The sequence below is a fragment of the Pontibacter qinzhouensis genome (genome assembly GCF_008017455.1).
Classification (GTDB): domain Bacteria; phylum Bacteroidota; class Bacteroidia; order Cytophagales; family Hymenobacteraceae; genus Pontibacter; species Pontibacter qinzhouensis.
In genome coordinates, this window is record NZ_VRTY01000024.1 from 1 (window position 1) to 24,325 (window position 24,325).

Consider the following 24,325-nt stretch of genomic DNA (forward strand, 5'->3'; position numbering starts at 1 on the left):
GAAAGTTTGCCTCTATGTCGCCTTTTATAACGTTGTGGAGGTTAGCCTTCTCCTGTAGTATCTTGAACTTGGTATAGCAGAGCGTGCGTAACTTATCTTCAGCCGACTCCAGTTTGTCTACTTCCTGCTTTACACTACAGAAAACATCTTCAATTTCGCGGCAGACTACTTCATCAAAAATCTCGTCTTTGCTCTTGTAATAGTAGTAGAGGGTGCTTTTTCCTTTTCCGGCAGCCTTGGCGATGTCCTCCATGGTAGTTTTGGTACAGCCATATTGCCTGAAAAGCTTTTGCGCTTCTTTCAGTATCTCCTGCTTTACAAGTTCATCCTTTTCACTCATACCCTTCTAGACCGAAATCGTTTTCTGGTCCAAAGATAAAGATTAAATTTAGATTAAGCTTTATTTCGGTCTTTTTTTTACCGAACCCTTGGCAACTTTTTTCTAAAATTGCTTCTGGAGGCCATTTTCATTTGAATAATTGACCTGCTGATCAGCTTTATAGGCTGCGTCTTACCTTTTAGGTATCATAAAATGCCAGACCCTGAAAAATACGGCACACATAGCATAATTCACGACACTCGGTTTTCATGATTTATATGCATAGTTTATCAGACGTAAGAAGCCGGATATTTACCTGCTACACAGGGCTTCTTTCAGATTTAAAAGATGAACAGGTTACAGCCATGCCTATAGCTGCATGCTTTTCGCCTACAAGATCTGAAGTTAACCATAAAACAATTTATCATCCAACAGCGAACTAGCAGCAATTATTTAAATAAAAATGCCCTTCAGAAGGTATTTAATAGATTTTTTGTCAAGGGTATGAAGTGGCTTGCGAACAGAGAAACCTTACGACACACAAAACTGCCACCCAGACAAGACCTTGATTTTCTAATAGCTCAGGAAAGGTCTCGTCCAGATGGCAGACAGTAAAAGATAGTATTTACCTTTTAGTTTTTAAACAAGTGTGCTCGTTGCATTACCTGGTAACATGTTTCTTTCTGTAGGCTAAGTAATACACCTGCGGAAGCACAATCAGGGAAAGCACCATACAGATCATTAAGCCACCTACTATCATAATAGCCAGTGGTTTTTGTATTTCGGAGCCCATGCCTGTGGAGAGTGCCGCTGGCAGAAGCCCGGCAGAGCCCATAATCGCAATCATAAACACAGGCCTGATACGGCTGAACACACCTTCTGAAATTGCCTGTTGCAGTGGCAGGCCCTTCCGCAGATAATCTTTCATAACGGCAATTAATATGATGCCATCTATGGTGCCTACGCCAAACAAGATAATAAACCCGATACCAGCCGATATGCCAAAGGTAGTGCCGGTAAGCCACAACGACAGGAACCCGCCTATAAAGGCAAACGGAATGGTTAACAATGAGATGAGCGTATCTTTTAAGCTGCCGAAATTTACGTAGAGCAGGAAAAAGATCATCAGTAGCGAAATAGGCACAATGTAACTGAGCCGCTTTGTCGCCCTTTCTTTGTTCTCGAACTCACCTGCCCACGAAAGGCGGTAACTCTCCGGCAGCTGCACCTGCGCTTCTACTTTGCGTTGCGCCTCTACTACCGTACTGCCCAGGTCGCGCCCCCTGATAGAGAAACCCACCGCAATATAGCGGCTGCTGCCTTCGCGGTAGATAAAGGCTGGCCCGGTAAAGGAGCCCACATCGGCTATTTCGTACAACGGAATCATAGAACCGCTGTTGGCCGGCACCAGAATATTCCGGATCTCTGCTTCTGACTTCCTGAAAGGCTCCGCATACCGGATACGCACATCAAAAATGCGTTCGTCTTCATAAAAGGAAGTAGCTGCCTTCCCGCCAATCGCCATTTCAATAACGGCTTGTGCATCGGCCATACTTACGCCGTATCGTGCCATGCGGGTTTCCTCTAGTTTAATCCGGAGTTCGGGCAAGCCGATGTTCCGGTAAATAGTCAGGTCTTGTATGCCCTCTACATCTTTAATGGCCTCTGCTACCTGGTCTGCGGCACTCTCCAGCTGAAACAGGTCATCTCCGAACACCTTCACCACCAGCGAGCTCTTCACACCCGACACGTACTCCTCCACATTATCCATGATAGGTTGGCTAAAACCAAACGTGATGCCGGGGTAAACTCCCAGCGATTGCTCCATTTCGGTTAGCAGCTCTGCTTTAGATACAGGACGCGACCAGTCGCCTTCATCCTTCAGCTGCACATGAAATTCGATGTTGAAGAAGCCGGTAGGGTCTGTGCCATCGTTTGGCCGGCCTGTTTGGGTGAGCACAAACTGCACTTCATCAAACTCCCGGAACTTGGCTTTCATTTCTTTCGTCAGCTTCACCGACTCCTCCAGGCTGATGCTGTTGGGGAGCGTAGCCCGCACATAAAGCGCGCCTTCGTTCAGCTGTGGTATAAACTCTGTGCCCAACTGGCTGAAACCGATGCCGCAGGCTATTAACAAGCCGGCAAAGAGACCTATTGTTAGCTTTTTAGAGGCCGCCCCCAATTGGTAGAGCTTAAACATGCCGCCCCGAATAAAGTTGGTGATCGGGTTTTCGCGGTCTACCACGTTTTTGTTCAGGAGCACTTTGCACATGGCCGGCACATAGGTTAAGCTAAGCAACACAGCCCCTATTAGAGCATACCCTAAGGTAAAGGCAAGCGGAGAGAACATTTTGCCTTCCACTTTCTGGAACGTGAAGATAGGCATCAGGGCCACGATCAGGATTATCTGGGCAAAGAAAATAGACTTGGCAACAGACCGTGTCTGGTTCTTGATAATACCCAGTTTCGAGATTTGGTTAAACCGTGGCATTCCGAGTTCTTTTGCCCGCTTGTCAAGCCCCACAAACACATGTTCTACCACCACCATGGTGCCCTCCAGGAGCAGGCCAAAATCTACCGCACCAATAGAAATAAGGTTGGCAGGAAGCCCCTGTATGCGTAGCATCATAATGGCAAACAAAAAGGCCAGCGGTATAACAGAGGCTACAATAACGGTAGTCCGCCAGTTAAACAGGAACACGAACACCAGCACCGACACCAGTATAATCCCCTCGAGCAGGTTGTGCGTAACGGTATTTACTGTGTTATCTACGAGTACAGTACGGTCGTGAAAAGGCACGATTTTAACGTCTGAAGGCAGGATGCGGGTATTCAGCTCCTCGATCTTATCTTTCAGGCGGGTAATTACTTCGCTGGGGTTTTCGCCCCGGAGCATAATTACAATGCCCTGTACCAGGTCATCGTCGTCGCCTAGTCCTACCTGGCCTAAACGTGGCTTGGCAGCTATCTTTACATCCGCCACATGTTTTACCAGCACAGGTGTTCCGTTCACGTTATCGATCAGGATGTTCTCGATATCGCGCACGCTCTCCAGCAAACCAACGCCGCGCACCACATAAGCCTGGTCGCCGTGGTTAATTACATCGCCCCCCACGTTAATGTTACTGTTTCCTACAGCCTCATACACATCGAGCGGCGACAGGTTATAGTTAGCCAGTTCTACCGGGTTAACCTGTATTTCATAAATTTTCTCTTCACCGCCAAAACTCACTACTTCTGCAATACCCGGCACACCTACCAGTTCGCGCTCTACCACCCACTCGTGTATAGCCGTTAAATCGCTGATCTCCCTCGATTTGCTCTGCAGCACATAACGGAATATTTCGCCGGTTGCGCCGGAAGGTGGCTCTATCTCGGCCTCTGCCCCTTCTGGTAGTTCTATGCTTTGCAAACGGTTGGAGGCATACTGCTGCGCATAAAAATCATCTACATTCTCATCGAACAGCACCGTTACCACCGACAGACCGAAAAGCGATGTTGACCGCACCTGGGCCTTCCGCGGAATGGTGTTCATTTGCCGGGTAATGGGCAGGGTAATAAATTTCTCTATCTCCTCGGCACTGCGGCCAGGCCATTGTGTAATAATCCGGGCCCTGGTATTGGTTACATCCGGAAATGCTTCAATAGGCGTATTTATATAACTTATAACACCTGCTGCAACCAGCAATGCCGTCAGGAAAAAGATGATGATGTGGTTTTTTAGAGAGAACGATACTAAACTCTGAACAAATTTATCCATGTTGTCTTCCTATGTCCCTTCCTGTTATTTCTGGATTTGATTGTAGATGAGCAGGTGGTTTTCTGTCACTACTTTGTCTCCTTCTTTTAACCCATCTCTTATCATAATGGCATCGTCTGTTTGGTAAACAGGTTCCAGCTGCACAATATCGAAATGGCAGCTATCGCGGTAAACCACCACCTGGTGCCTGGAGTTAGTAAAAATCATGGCCTTGGAAGGCAATGAGAGCAGTCTTTCTTCTGTCGGTTTCTGAACCTCCTTCTTCAGGTTCACGGTCACATTCACGAACATTTCCGGTTTCAGGAGCAGGTCGCGGTTTTTAAGGCGTATGCGGGCCTTCAGCACACGTTCCTGCGAGTCGAATGTATTTGAGAGGCGGTCTATTTCGCCTTCAAACACCTGGTCGGGGTAGGAGCTTGCTTTTACCTGTACCTTCATGCCCTGCTGCACACTGCTCAGGCTGCCGGCATAAATATTGGCCATTACCCAAACTTCTTCCAGGTCTGTTATGGCAAAAAGTGGCTCCTCACCGGCTTCTATCTGCTGCCCGCTCACCACTTCTTTCGATAGTACGTAGCCACTGAAAGGTGCCCGCACAAGCAACACGCCTCTTTCGAGGCTACCGCCGTAAATTCCCAGGTTTTCCTGCACTTTCTTTATCTCCAGCTGGGCCACCTCTACATCCTGCTGCGCTTCCAACAGGTCTCTTTCAGAGGCCACACCATCGGCGTACATTTCTTTTGCAGCCGATAATTGTCGCTGGGCCAGCTTTAGCTGTACCTGCCCGGTGCGCAGTTCTGCATTCAGGCTGCTGAGTTCCGGGCTTCGTATTTCGAGTAGCACCGTACCTTTTTGTATGTAGTCTCCGAGCGCAAAATTCACCTTCGAAACTACACCATCTAAAAGCGGGATAAACCTAAAATACTTTTCGGGGTTGCTCACCACTCTGCCTGTCAGCTGTATGCTGTTGTTAGCTGTAGCCAGTGTTACATCGGCTGTTTTTAAGCTGCTGGCCATGTGCGCGGGCATGCAATACCCTTCGGAGCTGGCAACTTGTGCTGTATTATCCTGGCTACTGCAGGCTACTAGAAGAAGACAGAAGGTTGCGGCAGAAGCCAGATAGATTAGCTTTTTTAAAATTGCTGCGTTTATCATAAGTCGGTTCCTGTTATATAATTGAGATCTTCTTTTTTTGATTCTATGCTCCTGATGGTGTCGAAATACAGGAGTTTATTCTCCTTAAAAGCGTCGAAGAAATCGAGAAACTCCAGCAGGCCAATGTTTCTGCGTTGGAAGTTGCGACTTACCCCTGCCAGCACCTGGTCCAGGTCGTTTATGTAAGTCTCGTCGATAGATTGGTAGAGGGTAACAAGCTGACTGAAATCCGAGAAGGTTTTTACAACCTCATTCCGAACCTCGTTTACCTGAAGTTCGTGCACATGCCTGCTCTGCTGTACCCGGATGTTAGCGGCCTGTATGTTTCCTTTGTTACGGTCGAAAAAAGGCAGGTCGAGCGTTACACCGAATCCTATAAAGTTAAGCAGTATGTTACCGCCCCGGTCGTAGTTGGTGTTAAAGGCAAGATCCGGAACACGCATAGCGCGCTCCAGCGTGTGCTCCGCCTGGCTTACCCGAATACCCGATTCAGCTACACGAACCGCCGGGTTATTGCTCTCTGCCAGCACCAGCAGGTTATCGAGCGTCCGGTTCAGGAGCAGGTTCTGGCCCTGAATCGGGGAAGGCTCGTTCAGGAAAAGCGTCTGCTGAGAGGGAACTAATAACAACGTTTTCAGGTTTTTCTGCACCTCGTTGCTTTCCTGCACGGCCTGGCTTAGCTCTGCGCGCAACGACAGATCCAGTGCCCGGATGCGGTAAAAATCGGCTTTAGAGATGTTGCCGTTATTTAGCTGTGCCTCCTGCGCCCGAATAAGTGGCGTGAGCACCTGCTGCTGCTGTCGCAGTAAGGCAATGTTGTTCTGGTGGTAGAGCAGGTCCGACAGCAGGTTTCTGAATTCTGCTTTAAGAGACAGCAGGAAATCGGTGTATGCTGCCTGCGCTAAATCGCGGTTCGCTACCTGAAGCGATATGTTTTTCTTACGCTTCCGGGCAGTTTGCACCAGTTGCTCCAACTGCACCGATAGCTGCCTGTTCTCCCCGAAACCATTGCGGAAAAGCGGTGGATTACCATCGCCGTTGGCTACCTGGTGGGGTGTGGCCCAGAAGTTAACTTCGCTTATTTCAAGTTCGGGGTTCGGCCATGCCTTCGCCTGCAGAATCTGGGCATCTGCCTGGGCAATGTTGAGTTGTTCGGAGATTAGAGCAAGGTTCCGCTGCAGAAAAAGAGCTTCTGCCTCTGCCCTTGTGAAAGATACCGTATCGGCTGGCTGGTGCTGCGCCTGCACCTGCACCAGAGGTAACACAAGTAGTAGCAGAAGCCAGACAGTATGCTGGAATAGTTTTAATGTCATAGGTTGCCTGAGTAGCTTTGTAAGTGAACAACAAAGCTACTTCAGCAACATTACAGGCTTCTGTGGCCTACATTAGAATACAATTAGAACCCAGTTAACTTTAGATTAAACTGCCGGAAATACCAGTTGAACCTCTGTTCCGTGGTTGGCGCTGGAACTGATCGAGAACCCAATATGACAGAAATCTACAATATGCTTCGTTAATGAAAGGCCTATGCCGTGGCCAGGTCTTTGATATTTAGAATTAGAACCTCTGTAGAACAGCTCAAAAACCTTATCCAGTTCATTCTCCTGAATACCATACCCTTTATCTTTTACAAGCAGTGCCACCTGCCCGTTTTCGGCTTGCCTGATGTTGATGGTAATGGTCTGGTCGAACGAGAATTTAATGGCATTGTCTATAATGTTGGTCATGGCGGTGGCCACTAACTCGGGGTGCGATTTAAGCTGCAGCAGGTCGCTGTCTTCTATCTCCAGCAAGGTGTTTACTTCAGCTTCAGGAAACTTAAACTTAAGCCGCTCCAGCACTTCCCAGAGCAGCTCATCTAAACGAAACTCCCGGCGATCGGGTACAAAATTAGCGTTTTTGAGCCCACTGATGAGCAGCAACCCCTCCACCATCGAGTTAAGTTCAACAGAGTTCTTCAGTATTTTCTGCATCACCTGCCTGTACTCCTCCGAACTGCGCTCTTTGTCTAAGCTCAGTTCGGTTTCGCCTATAATGGCAGCCAAAGGTGTTTTTAACTCATGAGAAACATTTTTCAGAAACTGTTTCTGGTTATTTACACCAGACTCGAGCCGGTTCAGGAACATGTTCAGAGTAGAAATAAGATCGTTGAGCTCATCGTTTGAATTATCTTTCTGAGGCAGGCGCGAATTCAGGTTTTCGGTAGAGATGGTGTTTACTTTCTGCAGGATAGACGAGAAGGGACGAAACGTTTTTTTTGCCAGTATCACATTCAGCACATAATTAATAAGGATGCCAACTACAAAAAGCAACGACAGAATAAGGGCCAGGTTGTAGAGTCTGTCGCGGCCTGTTACGTCTTCGCCGGTGCTGATGATGACAAAATCCCCCTGGTTGTCTTCGTAATAAATACCGGCATACTGCTGTCCGTTTACCTTAAAGTTTTCAATGCCACGCTTCCTGATGCGCAGCAGCAAAGCACTGTTTACCGGAAAAGAACCGACTTCGGGCACAAAGTCTACCTGGTCGGCTTCGTTATAAATCTGGATGGTTTCGTTGTCGAGCCTATTGAGGTACTTGCTTTCGTACTCGCGGTATTTCTGTTTGTTAAGCTCATCTTTCTCCAGGTAAATAATAGCCGATAGCAGCGCCCTATCCTCCAGCTTGTTATAAAAATACTTGATGGTGTAATTTCTGTAAAAGTAAAACGTGCACCCAAATACCAGCAGCAGTGTAACGGCACAAACAAAGGTAGAGCGCAGCGCCAGTTTCTGTTTAAGATTCATTCGATTTGTCTGCTAACTGGTACCCGCGCCCTTTAATGGTATGAATAAGTTTGGTAGAAAAATTTTTGTCTATTTTGTTGCGCAGGTAATTAATGTACACATCTACTACATTGGTATTCGTACTGAAATGAATATCCCAGACAGCCTGCGATATCTCTATCCGCGACAACACCTTTTCTCTGTTTCTGAGCAGAAAGAGCAATAAATTAAACTCTTTGGGCGTGAGCAAAATGTCGGTTCCTGCTCTTTTTACAGAGTTCTGCTCTACGTTTACTTCCAGGTCAGCGTACTTATCTGCCTCAAAAATACCTTGTTCCAGTTGCTTGCGCCTTAGGTGCGCGTTTATACGGGCCAGCAGTTCTCTGAAATGAAAAGGTTTCGACATAAAATCGTCGGCTCCGGCTTCCAGGCCTTTAATTTTCTCTTCGTGGTTGCCCAGGGCACTCAGTATAATTATAATAGATTTTACGTTTCGCCGCCTTGTAATTTTGCAAACCTCAAAACCATCTATGCTCGGTATCATAATATCCAGAATTACGATATCGTAGTCGTTGCGGCTAATGAGGTCGGAGGCTTCAAAACCATCGGTTACCAGCTGCACCTGGTAGCCTTTATCTGTTAAACCTTCTTTTATGAATGATGCCATACTTGGGTCATCTTCAACTAAAAGACATTTTATCATAGAGAGTTGTTGTAAGGAAGGGTCAAAATTAATAAAAACAAGTAGTGGCTATCCAATAAATTATAAAACGTAAGCAAATGGCAGCTGTTTTACCACCTGTATGCAGTAACATCAGTTAAACAAAAAGGCCTTTGTTGCCAGTTAGAGGAAAGCTGCTAAACATCGTTCCTTTAACCGGCAACAAAGGCCTGGCACTACTGCAGGAGCAGTTAGTTAGTCGTCAACTCGCAAGAAGTTGTTGTTCAGGTCGAATTTAAGTTCAACACCGTTAGTGAGCTTTACTTCCTGGTCGTTTTTCTCCAGCTCCCAGGCCCGCACCTCGTATGGGCTGTAGTTGGTGGTAACGTAATCTCGAATCTCAGCAGGAACTACACTATCAGGTAACTTAGCCGCCGACTCTATGCTGGTGCAAGTACCTGCGCTGGTAAATTCTAGTTTAGTGCTATCAGTTAGCTTTACATCGTACGAAACATCTGCACGCTCTTTCTCTTCTACTACCTGCGCTATAGTTTGCCCTGCAAAATGAGTGGCTATAAAACTAAGGGCCTGAGCAGGAAGCTCGCTCTCCGGCACCACCGTATCGCTGTCTTTATCGCATCCGGAAAAGATTGCCAGAGTAGCCAGAAGTGGCAGAAAAGAGAAGAAATGTTTGATTTGCTTGTTCATGGTAAAAAAATTTAGTTAAAAAATAAGTAAAAGGGGTAAGCACTTAAATTGATTTTTGCCTTCTGAAGGCCTTTTTTATTTAAATAATTGGCTGCTGAAAGGTTAGCTGCTCCATTTTGAATAAGAGGATGAATGATGGATTGAATAATGCTGCACCGGGGGGTTAAAAAGCGAGGGCGGCGCAAAGGCCCGCCGTGTTGGGTTCGAGCATAGGCACGATGTATAGCTTCTGCCTCCTATCGTCGAGCCTTTTTTCTGCATACTGGTATAACAGGCCAATGCCCTTTGCACTAAGGTAACCGACTGCTGCACCAGCCAGCACATCGGTAGCCCAATGAGCGTTATCATAAATTCTGGATAAGCCCACAAGTGTAGCTACGCCATAAGCAACAGGCGGCACTACTTTGTGGTGCTGGTACACGGTGGCCAACGAAGTAGCAAAGGCAAAAGCCGTAGAGGTATGCGACGAAGGCAGCGAAGAATGATGCGATTTTTTAGTGATGCCGTCGAACTGGTTGTTTTCGGTAGTTGCGCTTGGCCTGTGCCTCCTCATGGCGTTTTTCAGGGCACCGGTAACCACAGCGTTGGTGAGTGTGCTGCCCAGCGCAAGTGTTCCGAACTGCTGCAACTTTCTGTCTTTCAACAACCAGCCGCTCACCAGCACAGCTCCAGACACGGAGGCCATATATTTTTGCCTGCCAAGCGGCTCTACTACACTTGCTGCAAAATCTGCTACCGCAGTGGTATTGGTTTGAGTAAACTGCTGCAGCGGCTCATCTACAAAAACGTACGTCAGGGTCCAGGCACCTGTGCCTGCAACTACCAGGGCAACTGGCTTCACAAACCGCAAGGCATTGGTGTAGGCCTGTGGCTGCAGTTGATACTGCTCCTGTAAACTGTCTGCCCGCTGAGGCACCTGTGCCTGCACCCCTGAACACATGCACAACACCACCAATAGCAGCAGCATTTTGCCGTAAACCACCTGAAACAGTCTGACGGTTTTCATTGGTGCTCCCGCTTTATTCTGGCACCAGGCAGCTCCTTCTGCCTTACCTGAATTCCGTGATTTCTTTAACCAGCATATCATAATAAACTCGTTTGCTTTAAACCCGCTTTACAAACCAATACTAGCACCAGATCCTGAAGAAAATTTGTAGTTAGGATACTCTCCTGATGAAATATTAGAAAACTTTACCGCTATGCTGCTACTGCCGCAACGTCTGGCATCTGTAACCAGGTCGGGTGTTGAATTATTTACATGAAACTGGCCTCCAGAAGGCTTTTCGTCAAAAGACTGTCAAGGGTCTAACTTGTTTGGTATGGGCATACACCTGGCAACCTGCCTCTACCGGTAAAGCTTCTGAACGAGAGGAGCCGTTAGAGCAGTGGCGTTTCAAATTTCAGCAGGACACCTTTTCCTTTTTTGCTGCCTTCGCTGGCTATGTAGAACTCGCCCTGGTTGCCAAAGGCCAGGCCTTCGGGCTGCCTCAGCAGTTCTTTATCCAGGTTCAGGAGGTGCAGTACTTCGCCTTTTTCTGAAATGCGCAGCAGGCGCTTGTTTGGTGAGTCGAGCACGAAAAGTGCGCCTGTACCCGGATGCAACTCCAGGGAAGAAGCCTGCAGCAAATCGGAGATGGTCTTGGGCTGCTGGCCGCTCCTCTGCAGAACCGGCTGTTTTAGAGGAATGGTGATAACGGGAGTTTGCAACATTTTTTTCGTGGAGAGAGAGAAGGCGTAAATTCCTTTATCTTCGGTTAGTTTTTTGTCCTCGCCTTTGTACCCGATGAGCAGGCGCTTGTTAGCCCTGTCGTACGTAAGCCCTTCTGTGTCTAAAGTGGCGGGTAATTCGGAGGGGTAATAAACGGCTTTCTGCTTGCCTGTTGTAAAATCAGGCACTTCGAAAAGAGCACCATCACTGCGCAGCACGTAGGCCGTATCGCTAACAAGGGCTATGCCTTCGTAGTCGCCGGGGCCGGCAAAAGGTATTTTTTGTACCACTGTGCTTTTCTCCAGATCAAAAAGGTAAATAGCTCCCTCCTCGTCCTGCACACAGGCCATCAGATTCTCCCGAACCAGCGCAATACCCGATACCTCCCGTAGCTCTTCCGGAAGTTCCCATTGTCTGCTTGGCTTTCCGAGAGATTCAGGATCCGCTGATTTTCCCTGTTTCGATACAAAGCCTGCTTCATATGGCTCCGGCTGCAGCATGTAGCCGTCTGCATCAAAAACAAGGGTAACATCTTGTTGGTGCTTCTGCTTAAGCTCTACCTGGTACACTGTTTTGTTCTGTTGATTTACACGGGTAGCTTCTGCTACCTTGTAGGCCGCAAAGTTTGTATTCAGCTCCTCCAGCGCTATGTGTGGCAGGTACTGCTCCTCAATTTCCTCGCTATATGTTACCAGTTGGCCGGCAGGGCTGAACTGCGCCACACGCTCCCGCCCGCTTATCTCAAACTCCGCTTCATAGAGCCCATCCTCGTCATCCCACTCCACCTTGTTTACGGTAGGGTATAGTTTAGCGAACTGCTGCTGCACACTTTCCGGCACGCTCACCTTGTGGTCCGGCAGGTCGCAGGCACCAAGACCGGTAGCACAGGCTACTACAGCTATCTGAATTAACTTTCTCATGCTTGTTTCATTTTATAAGTTCACAAGAATAAGAAAGCAATCTGAAGGAAATCTGAAGAGAGTAGCCGGGTATTTAAGCAGCCGGGAAAGAAACCACAAGCTGGTGCTGGTGCTCGTTGTAGGTGTACCGGAGCCGGAGGTGGTACAGGTCGCAGATTCTTTTTACCAGCGCAAGACCAATACCCATAGAGCCGGACGACCTGCTGCTGCTCACGAAGCGCCCCATTAGCTGGTCGGGCGGTGCTGCCAGGGCTTCTCCGGTGTTGCAGATCTTCAGCTCCCGTTGTGTTAGTTGCAGGCCGATGGTGCCTCCCTGGTGGTTGTGCCGGATAGCGTTGAGCAGCAGGTTCGAGACCATTACCTCTGCCAGGCCCCTGTTCATGACCAGCCACACTGGCTCCAGTACTACAGGCGGCTCAAGTGAGAGGCCTATGAGGTCCATCATTTCCTGCAGCTGCTCCAGTTGCTCCTGCAATAGTTCGTGTAGCGGCACCCGCTCCTGCTCCTGAAACTCCTGGTTCTCGATGCGCGTGAGCAAAATCAGCGATTTATTCAGGCGTGCCAACCTGCTTACCGAGCCTGCCATTTCTTCGAGCATGCGTGCCTGCTGCTGCGTCAGGTTATCGGCTTGCATAAAGAGCTCCAGTTTGTTGTTAACAATAGCCAATGGTGTCTGAATTTCGTGCGAGGCGTTTTCTGTAAACTCCTTCAGGTTCAGGTAATCGTTGTAAATTTTATCGGTCATGGAGAGCAGCACCTCATTCAGTTCCTGAAACTCAGTGGTGTTGGCGTGCTTAAGCTGTAGTGGTGTGTATTTTGTGAGGCTGTAGTGTTTTATTTTATGCAACGTATCGTAAAAATGGCGCCACGTAAACCTGTTGATAATGTAATTTACCGAGACCAGCCCTAGCAGCAACATCAGAAAAATCCAGGCCATGGCTATAAAAGTGCTTTCAAACAGGTCCTGGAAATCAGTCAGCGATTTTAGAATAGTGTACTGGTATGGCTTATTATTCTGGTAAGCTGTAAACGTGAGCCGCCTGAACGGGATATACTCTTCGTCGTAGTTGCTGTAGATCAGGGTATCGCCCAGTTCCTCTAACACCAGGTCGGCGTGCTGTGCCTCCCGCACCAATATGGCTTCCGAAATACCCGAGGTCACGCTAGGCAGCCGGTTATTCTCTCTGATGTACTGAATAATGTTTTCTTTATCGGTAAAGAGCTGATCGTCTACTTCGTCGTAAATCTCGTTTTGCAGTTGCTTGTAAAACAAGAGGCTCCCGGCCAGAAACACAACAACCGAGACCAGCAGGTAATAAAGGCTAGTTTTAGTGAGTATGCGCATCAGATACTGAATTTATAGCCCAGGCCGTACACTGTCTGAATATAATCTTCGCCGCAGGAATCGAGCAGCTTACGGCGCAGGTTTTTGATGTGCGTGTAAATAAAATCAAGGGAATCCAGCCCATCCATGTGGTCGCCCCACAGGTGTTCGGCTATAGAATCTTTGGTAAGTACGCGGTTGCGGTTCGACAGAAAGTACAGTAGCAGGTAGTATTCTTTTTTTGTCAGGACGAGTTTGGCCCCATCTGCCAGCACTTCTGCCGAATCGGTAAACACCTCCAGGCAACCGGCCCGTATTGTTTTCTGGCCGTTAAAATTTCTGCGCCTGATCACCGATTTTAGCCGGGCATTAAGCTCCGCCAGGTGGAATGGCTTAGTCAGGTAATCGTCTGCTCCCATTTCCAGGCCCTTTAGTTTATCGTCGAGCGCATTTTTTGCTGAAATAATAATGATGCCGGTTTCGGGGTTGTTCTCTTTTAGTGTCCGCACAATCTCGAGCCCGTTCCCGCCGGGTAAGGTCAGGTCTACAATCAGGCAGGCATAGCTGAAGTCTGCGGCCTTTTGTATGCCTGCCCTGAGTTCACCGGCATGTTCGCACACGTACCCTTCCTGCTGAAGATAGGTGACAATAGACTCCCGTAATGCGTGTTCGTCTTCAACAATTAAAATTTTCATAAAACTCGTTCCTGTTGCAGCAAGGTAACTTTCAAATCTGAAGTAATTCTGTGTGAGCTTCAGGCAAGTTATTCCCAGGCTGTGCGGTAGCCTCTCCTTTACAATGTGGTGTATACTACGTAATTGCTGCAGCCATGCATGCCTAGGAACAGGTTCTGCCCCCGAATGTTTGCCAGGTTGATTCGAATTATTTGAATGAAAACAGCCTTCCAAAGCAAATTCTGCATTTTTACCTCAAGGGTAGAACAGCATGGCTGCTCTAACAGCGTAGATTACCAGAAACTGGAGCGGCTTTTTACACCATCTGCGGCTACCTGGCAAGCATACTTCCTATATTTCGCTGCTATTATAGCTCACCTGCAACAGAAACTGGCGCTAACCCAGAAAAATTTCTCATTCATAATCAGCTAATTACTTATTTTTACTTAAAAAAGGGCGTATTTTTTCGGTATGTGTTTTGAAAGTTCGAATACGTAGTATACTTTTGTGCACGATTACTTTACATCATCACAGAGAGGTGGCAGAGTGGTCGAATGCGGCGGTCTTGAAAACCGTTGACTGTTACAGGTCCGGGGGTTCGAATCCCTCCCTCTCTGCAAGTAAGATTAAAAAAGGGCATCTACAAATCGTAGATGCCCTTTTCCGTTTTTCAGGTGTAACACCGGTTAAAACATTAGAAATTTTTAATTCAAAAGCCCGAAATTATTAGGATTTCGGGCTTTTTTGTTTTTCCCCTCCCGCTAAAACTTGTATCAAACTAGGTTCGGGTTGCAGATTTATATTTCTCACAATGAGACTACTGAAAATGGAGAAGCCGGTTTTCGCTACTATATCAGGGAGAAATGGCTGAGCGTGAAGGTATCAGCTTTTCATAATTTTTGAGTAAGGGCGACAGCTCCAATCGAAGCCAATTTTATCTAAAAGGTTGATTCGTTCCAGTGCTAAAACTTCCTTTTCTTGCCGCATCCGGCTAACCCATTTCCCCAGTTTGAGGTCGTTCTGGTACTCTGCCGGAACTCTGGTGTTTCCGTGCTCCTGCTTATATGCCACAAGCCGATTATACATAGCCTCCCACGTAACAAAGGTCCTTCTACTCAGTGACCAGTCGAAACACAGCTGGTTCAGAAGCTCAACTTTCTGAGGCTCAACCTCGCTTTTATTTGCTTTCAGCCTATAGACCCAGGCAGCAAGCTTAGGATTTGGAGCCCATTGAAAGGGTACCCGCGTATGCCCAAACTTTGCTTTGTAATCAGACAAGGCTTCATACATCTTTTCCCAGTATCCGTCTGGGCCATTCCATGAAAACCCTATTGCATTGAGTTTATCAATTCGGCTATCTGACAGTTTGCCCATGAAAAACATTTTACGTTGCCAACTAATCCACCGCTGGAGTGCCGGGTTTATGTTAATAGAAACCTGATAAGTGCCATGTACTTCTTGGTAGGCAATCAGCTTGCTTAAATTAACTAACCAGTTCTTATCGGCAATGGAGGTTAACTCTTTTTTCGTGTTCCTGCTCCACACAAAATTCACTTCTTCTAATTTCCTCCTTCTGGCTTCCTGCAACTCCCCACGCGCCTCCAGAAACCTTTGTGTGGCCACCCAATTGCCTAATGCTTTACTTTCTTTATAGGTAACAGGAACAAAACAATGACCGTGTTCACGCTTAAAAGCCAGTAGTTGTCTGTAGCTTTTCTCCCAACTCTCTATTTTAGCGTCTTCAAAACCCCAAATAAAACCTAGCTCGGTTAATTTACTTTCACGTTCCGGAGCCAGCAGGTTTTTCTTTTTGGAAATTCTTTGTCGCTCTATCCAGCTTACCAGCTTTTTATGGGTACCAGGCACATTACAATGTCCGAACCTGCTACAGAAGGCAACGAGCTGCTGGTAATACGACTCCCACTGCCACTCATAAACATCCTGTATGCTCCATATAAAATGTAACTCCCGAAGCTTTTGCTCCCGATCTTCGTTTAATTTCCCGTGGGCATATTTTCTTCGCTGTATTTTTACCCAATGGCTCAGCTGTTTATCCTTTTCCCAGGATTGTGGCACTCTGCTGTGGCCAAACGTCAGGAAAAAATCCTGTAACCTTCTATACATCTGGTCCCACCGCTGCTCCCTGGTCAGGGAGGTTTCCCAGTCAACTCCCACATTGTTTAACTTCTGGAGTTGATTCGCTGTCAGGTACTTTTTATGGATCACCTGCCTTACCAGCCAGTCTTTCAGGTCCTCATGTTCTTTGTCTGGTGGCAGGTAGGTATGGCCGTATTTTTTATAAAAGGAACAGAGCTGCCTATATCGGTTTTCCCAGGTGTTTTGGATAGCCTTGAAATCGAAGTTGAGTGTACCAAGCTTTTCTTTTAGTACCGGGGGCAACATGTGCCTGATTTGCCGTTGAATATTTACCCACAACTCCAGTTCTTCATCAATACCATCAAACACAAGCTCCTCCTGCCTGACATGCGCTTCCAGTTTCGCATAACTTCTATGCCACCTCTCTAAGAAATCTTTACTGAATAAATTGGCCTGTACATTTTCCATATCCTAATTAGAAGAACCAGATAATAACCTTCAGAGCATTTATAAATTGTTAGACAGCGTTCTTGCCAACGTGCTAATTCATTTGAATCAGAAATTGCGTCACCTTAATAAAAACGACACACGTATCACGTTACACAACTTTTATAGTGTGTATAAAAGTGAACCTTTTCAGATAAGCTGTGCCGGCGACTATACAACTTTCCTTACACTTCAGCTATTCTATCCGCAGCTATCATCTTCGGCTGAAAAGATTTCTATGGCGGCATACCCAGGATCAAGAATCTTACTCTCCTTCAGATGCCCTTCTGTAAATTCTCACCTTGAGCCAAGATGGATTCTGACACTCAATTATTTGAATGAAAACAGCCTTCCGAAGGTTTTTAGCTCTACTTTGGCCAAGGGTAACCGAGTACTCTAAGCTACTTGTCAGTTCGGAAAGGAGAGGCGGGCAGCTGCTCTTTGTTATACAGGTTGGCACCAAACGGATTATCGGCCCAGGCGTAGCGAACATACTTCGGCAGCGGCACCTCCTCGCTCCACACTACTACCTTGTCTCCTTCAATTCTGGCTTTGGCCCAGACAAACTTCTTATCCTCGCCTGCTATGGCAAACCAGGTAAGTTCTTCGTCATCTATGGCTACCAGGCCACTGCCTGTATTTGTAAAGCTGATCCGAATTTTATCTCCCTCTACCTGAGCAGACTGATAAAGCGGCCCCGACGCAACAAGGTTCTTTTCGCCATACACAAGCTTTTGGGCAGCCAGCGCCAACCTCAGGCCAACGTCTTTTTTATTGTCCGGGTGAATGTCATTCCACTCTCCCAGGTCGATGGTGACGGCCATGGCGGTGTTAGGTACTGCTAACGTCTCTAAGGCAGCCTCCCGCATCAGGGCCCAATTGCTTTCTGAAGGCAGATAGTTCACGTCCATAAAGTTGGGCAGCTGCACATACAGAAAGGGCAGATTGCTTTGCTGCCACTTGCCGCGCCAGTCGTTTATGAGGGCCGGAAGCAGTTTTTTGTAGGCAGCAGGGTTTCCGGCATTGCTCTCGCCCTGGTACCAGAGTACTCCTTTAACAGCATAGTTAACAGCAGGTGCCACCATGGCATTGTACAAGGCGGTTGGCTGGTTTTGGGCATTTAAGCCGCCTCCTCCTCCACCGGTTGCAGGCTGGTACACCTCACCAACCTTATACTGCCAGGTTCCTTTCAGATCGAGTGTTTGCCCGTTCGCTTCTATGAAATAAGGTTTGTCCGGAATAAAGCCCCCTTTTCCTCCTGTGTTCAGCACCCGCACCACCAGCACATTTTTACCAGGTTTCAGTACACTGGCAGGCAAGCTGTACCTCCGTTGCGGATACTGATAAGACGTGTGGCCGACTTGTTTTCCGTTGATGTACAAAAAATCAGCATCTACTATTCTCCCCAGATGCACTTTTGCCGGTACGCCAGCCATGGCAGCGGGCACCTCTATTTCGCGGCGATACCATACCGAGCCGTTCAGGTCTCTGATCCCCTGGTCTTCCCAATAGCCCGGCACATTTATATTTTGCCAGCCCTTCGGAACATACGCTGTATCGAACCATTTAACAGAGCCTGTAACGCCTTTGTCCTGCTCCGGTTTTTGCCTGTTGCTGGCGGCAGCGGCAAAGGCTTTCCGGTTTAAGCCGTTCACGTAGCTTGTGTCTCTGTTCCTGTTGATGGCGGTAATGGCATCAGGAAAATCCTGCAGACTATTTTCACTCATCCAGGCTTCTATTGGCGTGCCTCCCACACTGGCGTTTATCAGCCCGATCGGGATACGGTATTGCAAGTGTACTTTGCGGGCGAAAAAATAGGCTACGGCCGAAAATTCATTTACATCCTTTGGATTGGCTGTTTTCCAGGTGCCGGCCGGCAGATCTCTGGCCGGGCCTTGCAGGTTGGTGGTAGTAGGAATCCAGAAATGCCTGATCTGGGGGTAGTTTGCATTCGCAATATCTTCGGCGTATGTTATGTTGTGGAGCGATAGCTGGTGCACCATGTTCGACTGCCCCGAGCAGAACCACACATCGCCAACCAAAACATCTTTCAGGGTAACGGTGTTCTTGCCTTTGAGTACCATGGTGTAGGGGCCGCCTGCTTTCGTAGCGGGCAAGGTGGCTCGCCATTTACCATCAGCAGCCGTGGTGGCACTTGCCCGTTTGCCATTAAACGTGATGTTAATTTTTTCACCGGGCGATGCCCAGCCCCATACGTTCAGTCTGGCATCACGCTGCAGCACCATACCGTCCTGAATGAGGCTGGGCAATGTAATTTGAGCAAAAGCAGGGGTCTGCAGCAACACAAAGAGCAACAAAAACCTGGGAAATACTTTTATTAGCTTCATCAAAATTTCGATAAGGTGGTAAGGCACGTACATCTAACTTGCATTAGGTTTTGCATCTTCATTGGAAACGATTGCGCTCCCGAAGAAACAGCCATATTTTTACCTCTGAAGGTATTAGGCTTTTATTATAAGAAATACCTCTGGAAGGCCATTTTCATTAGAATAATTGGATTGCATACCATATCAAGAGGTTTCAGTATTCAGATTAACAGGCCTGCTGCCGCAAGCTTTCAGCTCGTGGTTTCTCTTAGTGGCGAATTTTTACTCGCGGAAACAGGCGTAAAGGTAGTCTTTCTACATCCAGATTTATGGAGTGAAATATCTTCTCCGAGATCACAGATACACCTACCTGGCGGAAATCCTAATTTTAAATTTCTAATTTTTAATTTGGCGAAGCTCCTGGTACTTGTGTGCATTTACTTATTTTCCATTGATGGTTTTCAAAGTAATAGTAGCTGCTTCCAATTCATCAGATTCCGCTTTTAGTTTGATTGTGCCTTTCTGACCAGGCTTTGCACGAACTATTACAAGACAGAGGCCATGGAAGGCATCGCGCTCATGAGACGGGAACGGGACCAGATTCGTCGGATCGCCGTTGTCTGTTGCCACAATCTCTCCTGGCCCTTCAACAAAAAACCGCAGTGTGTTATTCGCATTCGGCACCATCAAACCTTTTTTATCGGTTACACGCACCGTAACAAACGACAGGTCCTGCCCGTCAGCCTGAAAGGCAGCCCGATCTGCTGCTAATTGAAGTTTATGAGCCTCCCCCGTAGTCTTGACGGTATTCTCGGCCCATTTTCTTCCATTTTTATAGGCAACTACCTTCAGCTCTCCCGGCGTATATTTCACGTCATCCCAGCGCAGACGGTACTCATGCTGCCCTAATTTTTTCCGACCGAGCGACTGGCCGTTCAGGAACAGTTCGGCTTCATCGCCGGAGGTAAACACATGCACCGGCGTAACCTCCCCAGCCCGATCAGACCAGTTCCAGTGCGGCAGGATATGGGCCATCGGTAAACCTGGGCGCCATTGCGACTGGTAGAGGTAAAAGCGGTCTTTCTTAAAACCGGCCAGGTCAATAATCCCGAAGTAAGAGCTGCGGGCAAGGTAGTAGGGCGTAGGTTCGCCAAGGTAATCCCAGCCACTCCACACAAAGCCTCCTGCCACATAGGGGTGCCTGGCCAAAGAGGCAAACACCTTATCGGCGGAGGAGCCAAAGTCTACTGAATATAATTCGTAGGCACTGACCTGCAGGCTTTTGGGATCACCGCCCAACCCATCTTTTACCGGTGCGCTGATACCGTCTGTAACAGGAAACAGATAGGCTCCCCTGGAGCTGACAGCTGCTGCGTTTTCGCTGCTAAGAATGACCTTGTCGGGAAACTTCTCGTGAAAAGCAGGGTAGAGCGGGGATGTACGGATACCCTGCAGCCCGGCATAAGCTGGCGCATCGCGAATACCCTCGCCCTGGTAATTGAGGCTAATGATATCTACCACGGCCGGTAGTGGCATATGCGGCTTGGCATAGTTTATCGAGACAGTTGTGGGGCGGGTGGCATCCTCTTCTTTTACAATCGCATTTAATCGTTTGGCTACTTGCGCGCCTTCTTCTCCGGTATATTGCTCGCCTACTTCGTTGCCAAAGCTCCACATAATAACACTGGGGTTGTTCCGGTCCCGGCGAATGAGTGTGCGCAGGTCCTGCTCATGCCAGTCCGGGAAAATGAGATGAAAATCGAGGGGCGGCTTTTTCAGTTCCCAGGCATCAAAAATCTCATTCACAACCAGGAAACCCATACGGTCGGTCAGTTCCAGCAATTCGGGTGCTGGCGGGTTGTGAGCCATCCGGATCGCGTTACAGCCCATCTCACGAAGTATTTCTAACTGACGTTCTGCGGCCCGCACATTAAACGCTGCTCCTAATGCGCCGAGGTCATGGTGTTGGTTCACCCCCTTGATATAGATGCGTTCCTCATTTACAAATATTCCTTCGTTGGCATCGAAACGCAAAGAGCGAATACCAAAAGGTGTCTCGTAGGCATCTAAGTTCTTGCCCTGTGCCGAAACCGTGGTTACTGCAACATAACGGTTAGGCTTTTGGTTTGGCAGTGGCCCCCACAATTTAGGGTTAGAGATGCTGACAGAACCCGAAACAGTTTCACTACTTTCTGCCTTAATTGCCAGTGTTACAGGTGCTATTCTGGCAACTGGTTTACCCATTTTCTTCCCTTTGCCATCCAGCGCATAGATCTCCGTAGCAATTTCATACTTCTCATTAACTGTTGACTTATTATCAACAGTAACTTTTAAATCTATGGTCGCAATGGCCTTGGAAACATTACCGGTTGTGACGGAAGTGCCCCACTGCCCCACATGTACAGGGCTTGTTTTGGTCAGCCAGACATTGCGGTAGATACCGGCTCCGGGGTACCAGCGGGAGGAGCTTGGAGGATTGTCCAGCCGGATGGCCAGTTGGTTCTCTCCTCCCGGAACCAGATAAGGCGTGAGGTCAACGCGCCAGGAAGAGTAGCCATTCGGCCAGCCGCCCACCAAATTACCGTTCAGCCAAACCATGGCGTAAGACATAGCTCCATCTACCTCCAGGAACACTGATTTTCCAGCATCGGAAGCAGGTATATCCAGCTTCCTCCGGTACCATGCTACTCCCTGAATGGGCAGGCGACCCATACCCCCTCCTATTTCAGTGTTCCAACCTTTGTAGAATGGCCCTTTTATAGCCCAGTCGTGTGGCAGGTTCACGCTTTCCCAGGCATCATCGTTAAAATTTCTCTGAACAAAGGAGAAATTACCTCCAGGATTTCCGGCCGGTCGGGTATGCCACCTGGCGGGGTCTTTGATAAAGGCATTGCCTGTTGGCAATATCCATGGCTTTAACACCGCTCTTTTGGCTGCAATCTCCGCGGCCTCTGTTGGTCTCTCGTCAGCCGGCCGGCCGTCCCTATCCTCCCTTACCTCCGGCCGCAAATCATAGATCAGGGTGTCAGCTTCTGCTAGCGAGCTATACTTATAAAACTTCCAGCCCTCATTTATTAAAATGCGCTCGCGGGTTGTAGAGTTTGCACTTATGCCCTTGGTTTGTGTACGTTCCGGTATGCCGGCACCTATACTATTCCTGTTTAAGGCTATTTTTTTTCCCTGCGCAAAAAGATGGTATGGCTGGAGAAGCAACATACATAACAAAAAGCGTACTGCTACCGGGAGTTGACCTGATTCTTTAAACTTCATCCTGCTGGTTACTTACCTGTTCTCTGGTTACTGTTTTCCATCTGTACTCCTATAGTACCTTTCACAGCCTTTGTCTAATACACCGGGTCGTTGCCCTGGTAATCAAACCAGTCGAAGGATGCTTTTCCGGTGGAAGGCTTGCCTTGTGAGGTAGCATACATACCCAGCGTTACGCCTACAAAACCACCTGCCGTACGCGTGCTCAGGAAGGTTCCGTCTACGTTGTCCTGCAGCAGTGTCCAGTCGCCTTCTTTGGACCCAAAATAGAAGGCGTACTTGCCGGCTCTGAAATCTATTTTCAGAAAGAGGGGCTTTTTACTGTCTTTCTTTTTTAAAGGTGCAGCTGCCAGTACCGTAGTTTCCGGGCTGCCTTCGGTCGCTTTCTCTGATTTGCGCAACTGCACTACTTCTTTGCCATTAACCAGTGTTTTACCCAGTGCATAATAATGCGTCTCGTTCTGGAAGGCAACTATACCGGCAAACTCATCTGAAGACGCTGGTTTGAAATCCATTTTAGCACTTGCATTTCCGTAGATATGCTGCTGCCGTCGGGCCAGGAACGAAGGGTTGGCATCTCCGGATATGGTCTCCGGCCGTACATCCAGGGTCAGGCTTCCGGCCGGTTTGCTCAGGCTGTACCACGCCGTACGCGGTGTGCGGAGCATGAGCCAATGCATGGGGAGTTCTCTTTCCTTAAAATCTTCGCGGTAGGTAAAGTTACCATTCAGCGGAAGTTTTGGTGTCTTCCCTGCCGGCAGGTTAGGCCGATTGTACGCATACTGCACCTCCTCAAAATCCGGATTGATAATGGGCCAGCCATCTTTCCAGGTTACCGGGGCCAGAAACGTTTCGCGGCCAATGTTGTAGTGGTCCTGCTCTGTATAGGGGCGGGTGGCCAGGAACACGGCCCACCACTCTCCGTTCTGCGTCTGCACCAGGTCGGCGTGGCCGGTGGCGGAAACCGGGTTTGGCCTGTTGGCAGGCAGGTGGCGCTGCGTCAGGATAGGGTTGTTCGGATTCGGCACATAGTCTCCGTTTACTTTTTTGCTTCGGAGTATTACTTCGGAGTGGTTCACACTGGTACCTCCCTCTGCCGCCATCAGGTAATAGTAGCCATCTTTTTTGTAGATGTGCGGTCCTTCAATCCAGACAGGCTTTTTAGAGATGTCTACACCGCCGTTCACCAAAATAACTGGTGCGGATGTGGTTTTCAGGTTTTTATGGTCAAATTCCTGCATTTTGATGGTGCGGTGCCCGTCGTACAGCGGCTTATTATCCGGTGCATCGCTGTTATAGATAATATAGGCTTTCCCGTCTTCATCAAAAAACAGAGAAGGGTCTATTCCATGAACATCCTTCAACCAGACAGGCTCTGACCATGGCCCGGCAGGATTCGTGGCCGTAACCACAAAGTTTCCGCCTCTGTCGATCAGCGTGGTTACCATGTAAAACATGCCCTCATGATAGGAAAGCGTTGGCGCAAAAATGCCTCTCGACACGCCATGCTTATCCAGGTTCAGTTGCTCTGGCCTGTCCAGTATGTTGCCTATCTGGTTCCAGTTCACCAGGTCTTTGCTATGAAAAACAGGAACTCCCGGGAAGTAGGCAAAAGAAGAGAGGATAACATAATAGTCATCGCCTACACGGCAGATGGCAGGGTCTGGGTAAAAACCTGCCATAATAGGGTTCAGAAACTTTTTATTGTCCTGAGCAAAAGTTCCTGTATGGAACAGGCAAAAGCAACAGGCAATTAACAGCAACGCCTTTTTCAAAAACCGATTTTTGTCATTCATGTACATCTTACTAAACTTGAAAATTTATATGAGTTTATCCCCGCTGCTATTTTGCAGCATGCACGAATCAGCTAAGATCAGCATCTTGGGGTGCATCAGGTTTTAAATTATTCTAATCAAATAACCCTTCGAAAGGAATTTTAGCTCAAACTAGTCAAGGGTCCTCGCTTCAAATCTTTCTTGCAGGCACTTTGTGCAGCCTACAAGTTTAGTTGCCGCGTTAAACCCTTGGCTTGGTTTTGCTCTTTTTTCTTCGGAAGGCTCAATTCATTAGAATAATCAGCGACTGCCCCGGTTATTTTATCTTTTGTGGAGGAATAAGGACCTCATATTTCGTTTTGTTAAATAATGCTTTCCA

The 24,325-nt window shown here is 48.0% G+C and carries 15 protein-coding genes and 1 tRNA gene; 1 reads left to right on the plus strand and 15 read right to left on the minus strand.

Features of this window, described 5'->3' with window-relative positions; all coding sequences use genetic code 11:
* From FVR03_RS08100 to FVR03_RS08150, 11 genes are all read right to left on the minus strand, one after another.
* Positions 1 to 340, minus strand: a 340-nt coding sequence (locus FVR03_RS08100; RefSeq protein ID WP_147921243.1) for a TetR/AcrR family transcriptional regulator, incomplete at its 3' end; no start/stop codon positions are given.
* Between the two features lie 640 nt (positions 341 to 980).
* On the minus strand, positions 981 to 4,079 hold the full coding sequence (locus FVR03_RS08105) for an efflux RND transporter permease subunit (protein ID WP_147921244.1): 3,099 nt from the start codon (positions 4,077 to 4,079) through the stop codon (positions 981 to 983).
* A 24-nt stretch (positions 4,080 to 4,103) separates the two neighbouring features.
* The gene (locus FVR03_RS08110; RefSeq protein ID WP_222707194.1) at positions 4,104 to 5,096 is read right to left on the minus strand and encodes an efflux RND transporter periplasmic adaptor subunit; all 993 of its coding nucleotides are present in this window, start codon (positions 5,094 to 5,096) and stop codon (positions 4,104 to 4,106) included.
* A 134-nt stretch (positions 5,097 to 5,230) separates the two neighbouring features.
* Complete coding sequence (locus FVR03_RS08115) at positions 5,231 to 6,547, minus strand: TolC family protein (RefSeq protein ID WP_147921246.1); 1,317 nt, start codon at positions 6,545 to 6,547, stop codon at positions 5,231 to 5,233.
* 105 nt (positions 6,548 to 6,652) lie between these two features.
* Positions 6,653 to 8,020, minus strand: coding sequence for a sensor histidine kinase (locus FVR03_RS08120; RefSeq protein ID WP_147921247.1), 1,368 nt, complete (start codon positions 8,018 to 8,020; stop codon positions 6,653 to 6,655).
* Positions 8,010 to 8,702, minus strand: coding sequence for a response regulator transcription factor (locus FVR03_RS08125; protein ID WP_147921248.1), 693 nt, complete (start codon positions 8,700 to 8,702; stop codon positions 8,010 to 8,012). Before FVR03_RS08125 ends, FVR03_RS08120 begins: the two co-directional genes overlap by 11 nt.
* A gap of 213 nt (positions 8,703 to 8,915) precedes the next feature.
* Positions 8,916 to 9,368: a PepSY-like domain-containing protein gene (locus FVR03_RS08130; RefSeq protein ID WP_147921249.1), complete on the minus strand. Its 453-nt coding sequence runs from the start codon at positions 9,366 to 9,368 to the stop codon at positions 8,916 to 8,918.
* A 163-nt stretch (positions 9,369 to 9,531) separates the two neighbouring features.
* The gene (locus tag FVR03_RS08135) at positions 9,532 to 10,374 is read right to left on the minus strand and encodes a phosphatase PAP2 family protein (RefSeq protein WP_187270091.1); all 843 of its coding nucleotides are present in this window, start codon (positions 10,372 to 10,374) and stop codon (positions 9,532 to 9,534) included.
* A 371-nt stretch (positions 10,375 to 10,745) separates the two neighbouring features.
* A complete protein-coding gene (locus FVR03_RS08140; protein WP_147921251.1) occupies positions 10,746 to 11,996 on the minus strand; it encodes an SdiA-regulated domain-containing protein in 1,251 nt (416 codons plus the stop codon).
* A gap of 73 nt (positions 11,997 to 12,069) precedes the next feature.
* On the minus strand, positions 12,070 to 13,341 hold the full coding sequence (locus tag FVR03_RS08145) for a sensor histidine kinase (RefSeq protein ID WP_147921252.1): 1,272 nt from the start codon (positions 13,339 to 13,341) through the stop codon (positions 12,070 to 12,072).
* The gene (locus FVR03_RS08150; RefSeq protein WP_147921253.1) at positions 13,341 to 14,015 is read right to left on the minus strand and encodes a response regulator transcription factor; all 675 of its coding nucleotides are present in this window, start codon (positions 14,013 to 14,015) and stop codon (positions 13,341 to 13,343) included. Before FVR03_RS08150 ends, FVR03_RS08145 begins: the two co-directional genes overlap by 1 nt.
* 511 nt (positions 14,016 to 14,526) lie before the next feature.
* Between FVR03_RS08150 and FVR03_RS08155 the strand changes: the two genes are divergently transcribed.
* Positions 14,527 to 14,611: transfer RNA gene (locus tag FVR03_RS08155), tRNA-Ser, on the plus strand.
* 265 nt (positions 14,612 to 14,876) lie between these two features.
* On the opposite strand, the gene FVR03_RS08160 is transcribed toward FVR03_RS08155, so the two are convergent.
* The 4 genes from FVR03_RS08160 to FVR03_RS08175 form a co-directional block, all read right to left on the minus strand.
* Positions 14,877 to 16,559: a helicase associated domain-containing protein gene (locus tag FVR03_RS08160; protein WP_147921254.1), complete on the minus strand. Its 1,683-nt coding sequence runs from the start codon at positions 16,557 to 16,559 to the stop codon at positions 14,877 to 14,879.
* 419 nt (positions 16,560 to 16,978) lie between these two features.
* Complete coding sequence (locus tag FVR03_RS08165; protein WP_147921255.1) at positions 16,979 to 18,925, minus strand: sialate O-acetylesterase; 1,947 nt, start codon at positions 18,923 to 18,925, stop codon at positions 16,979 to 16,981.
* 420 nt (positions 18,926 to 19,345) lie between these two features.
* Positions 19,346 to 22,174, minus strand: coding sequence for a beta-galactosidase GalB (gene galB / locus FVR03_RS08170; RefSeq protein ID WP_255474126.1), 2,829 nt, complete (start codon positions 22,172 to 22,174; stop codon positions 19,346 to 19,348).
* A gap of 74 nt (positions 22,175 to 22,248) precedes the next feature.
* Positions 22,249 to 23,967, minus strand: a complete 1,719-nt coding sequence (locus FVR03_RS08175; RefSeq protein WP_147921256.1) for a glycoside hydrolase family 43 protein — start codon at positions 23,965 to 23,967, stop codon at positions 22,249 to 22,251.
* Between the last annotated feature and the right edge of the window lie 358 nt (positions 23,968 to 24,325).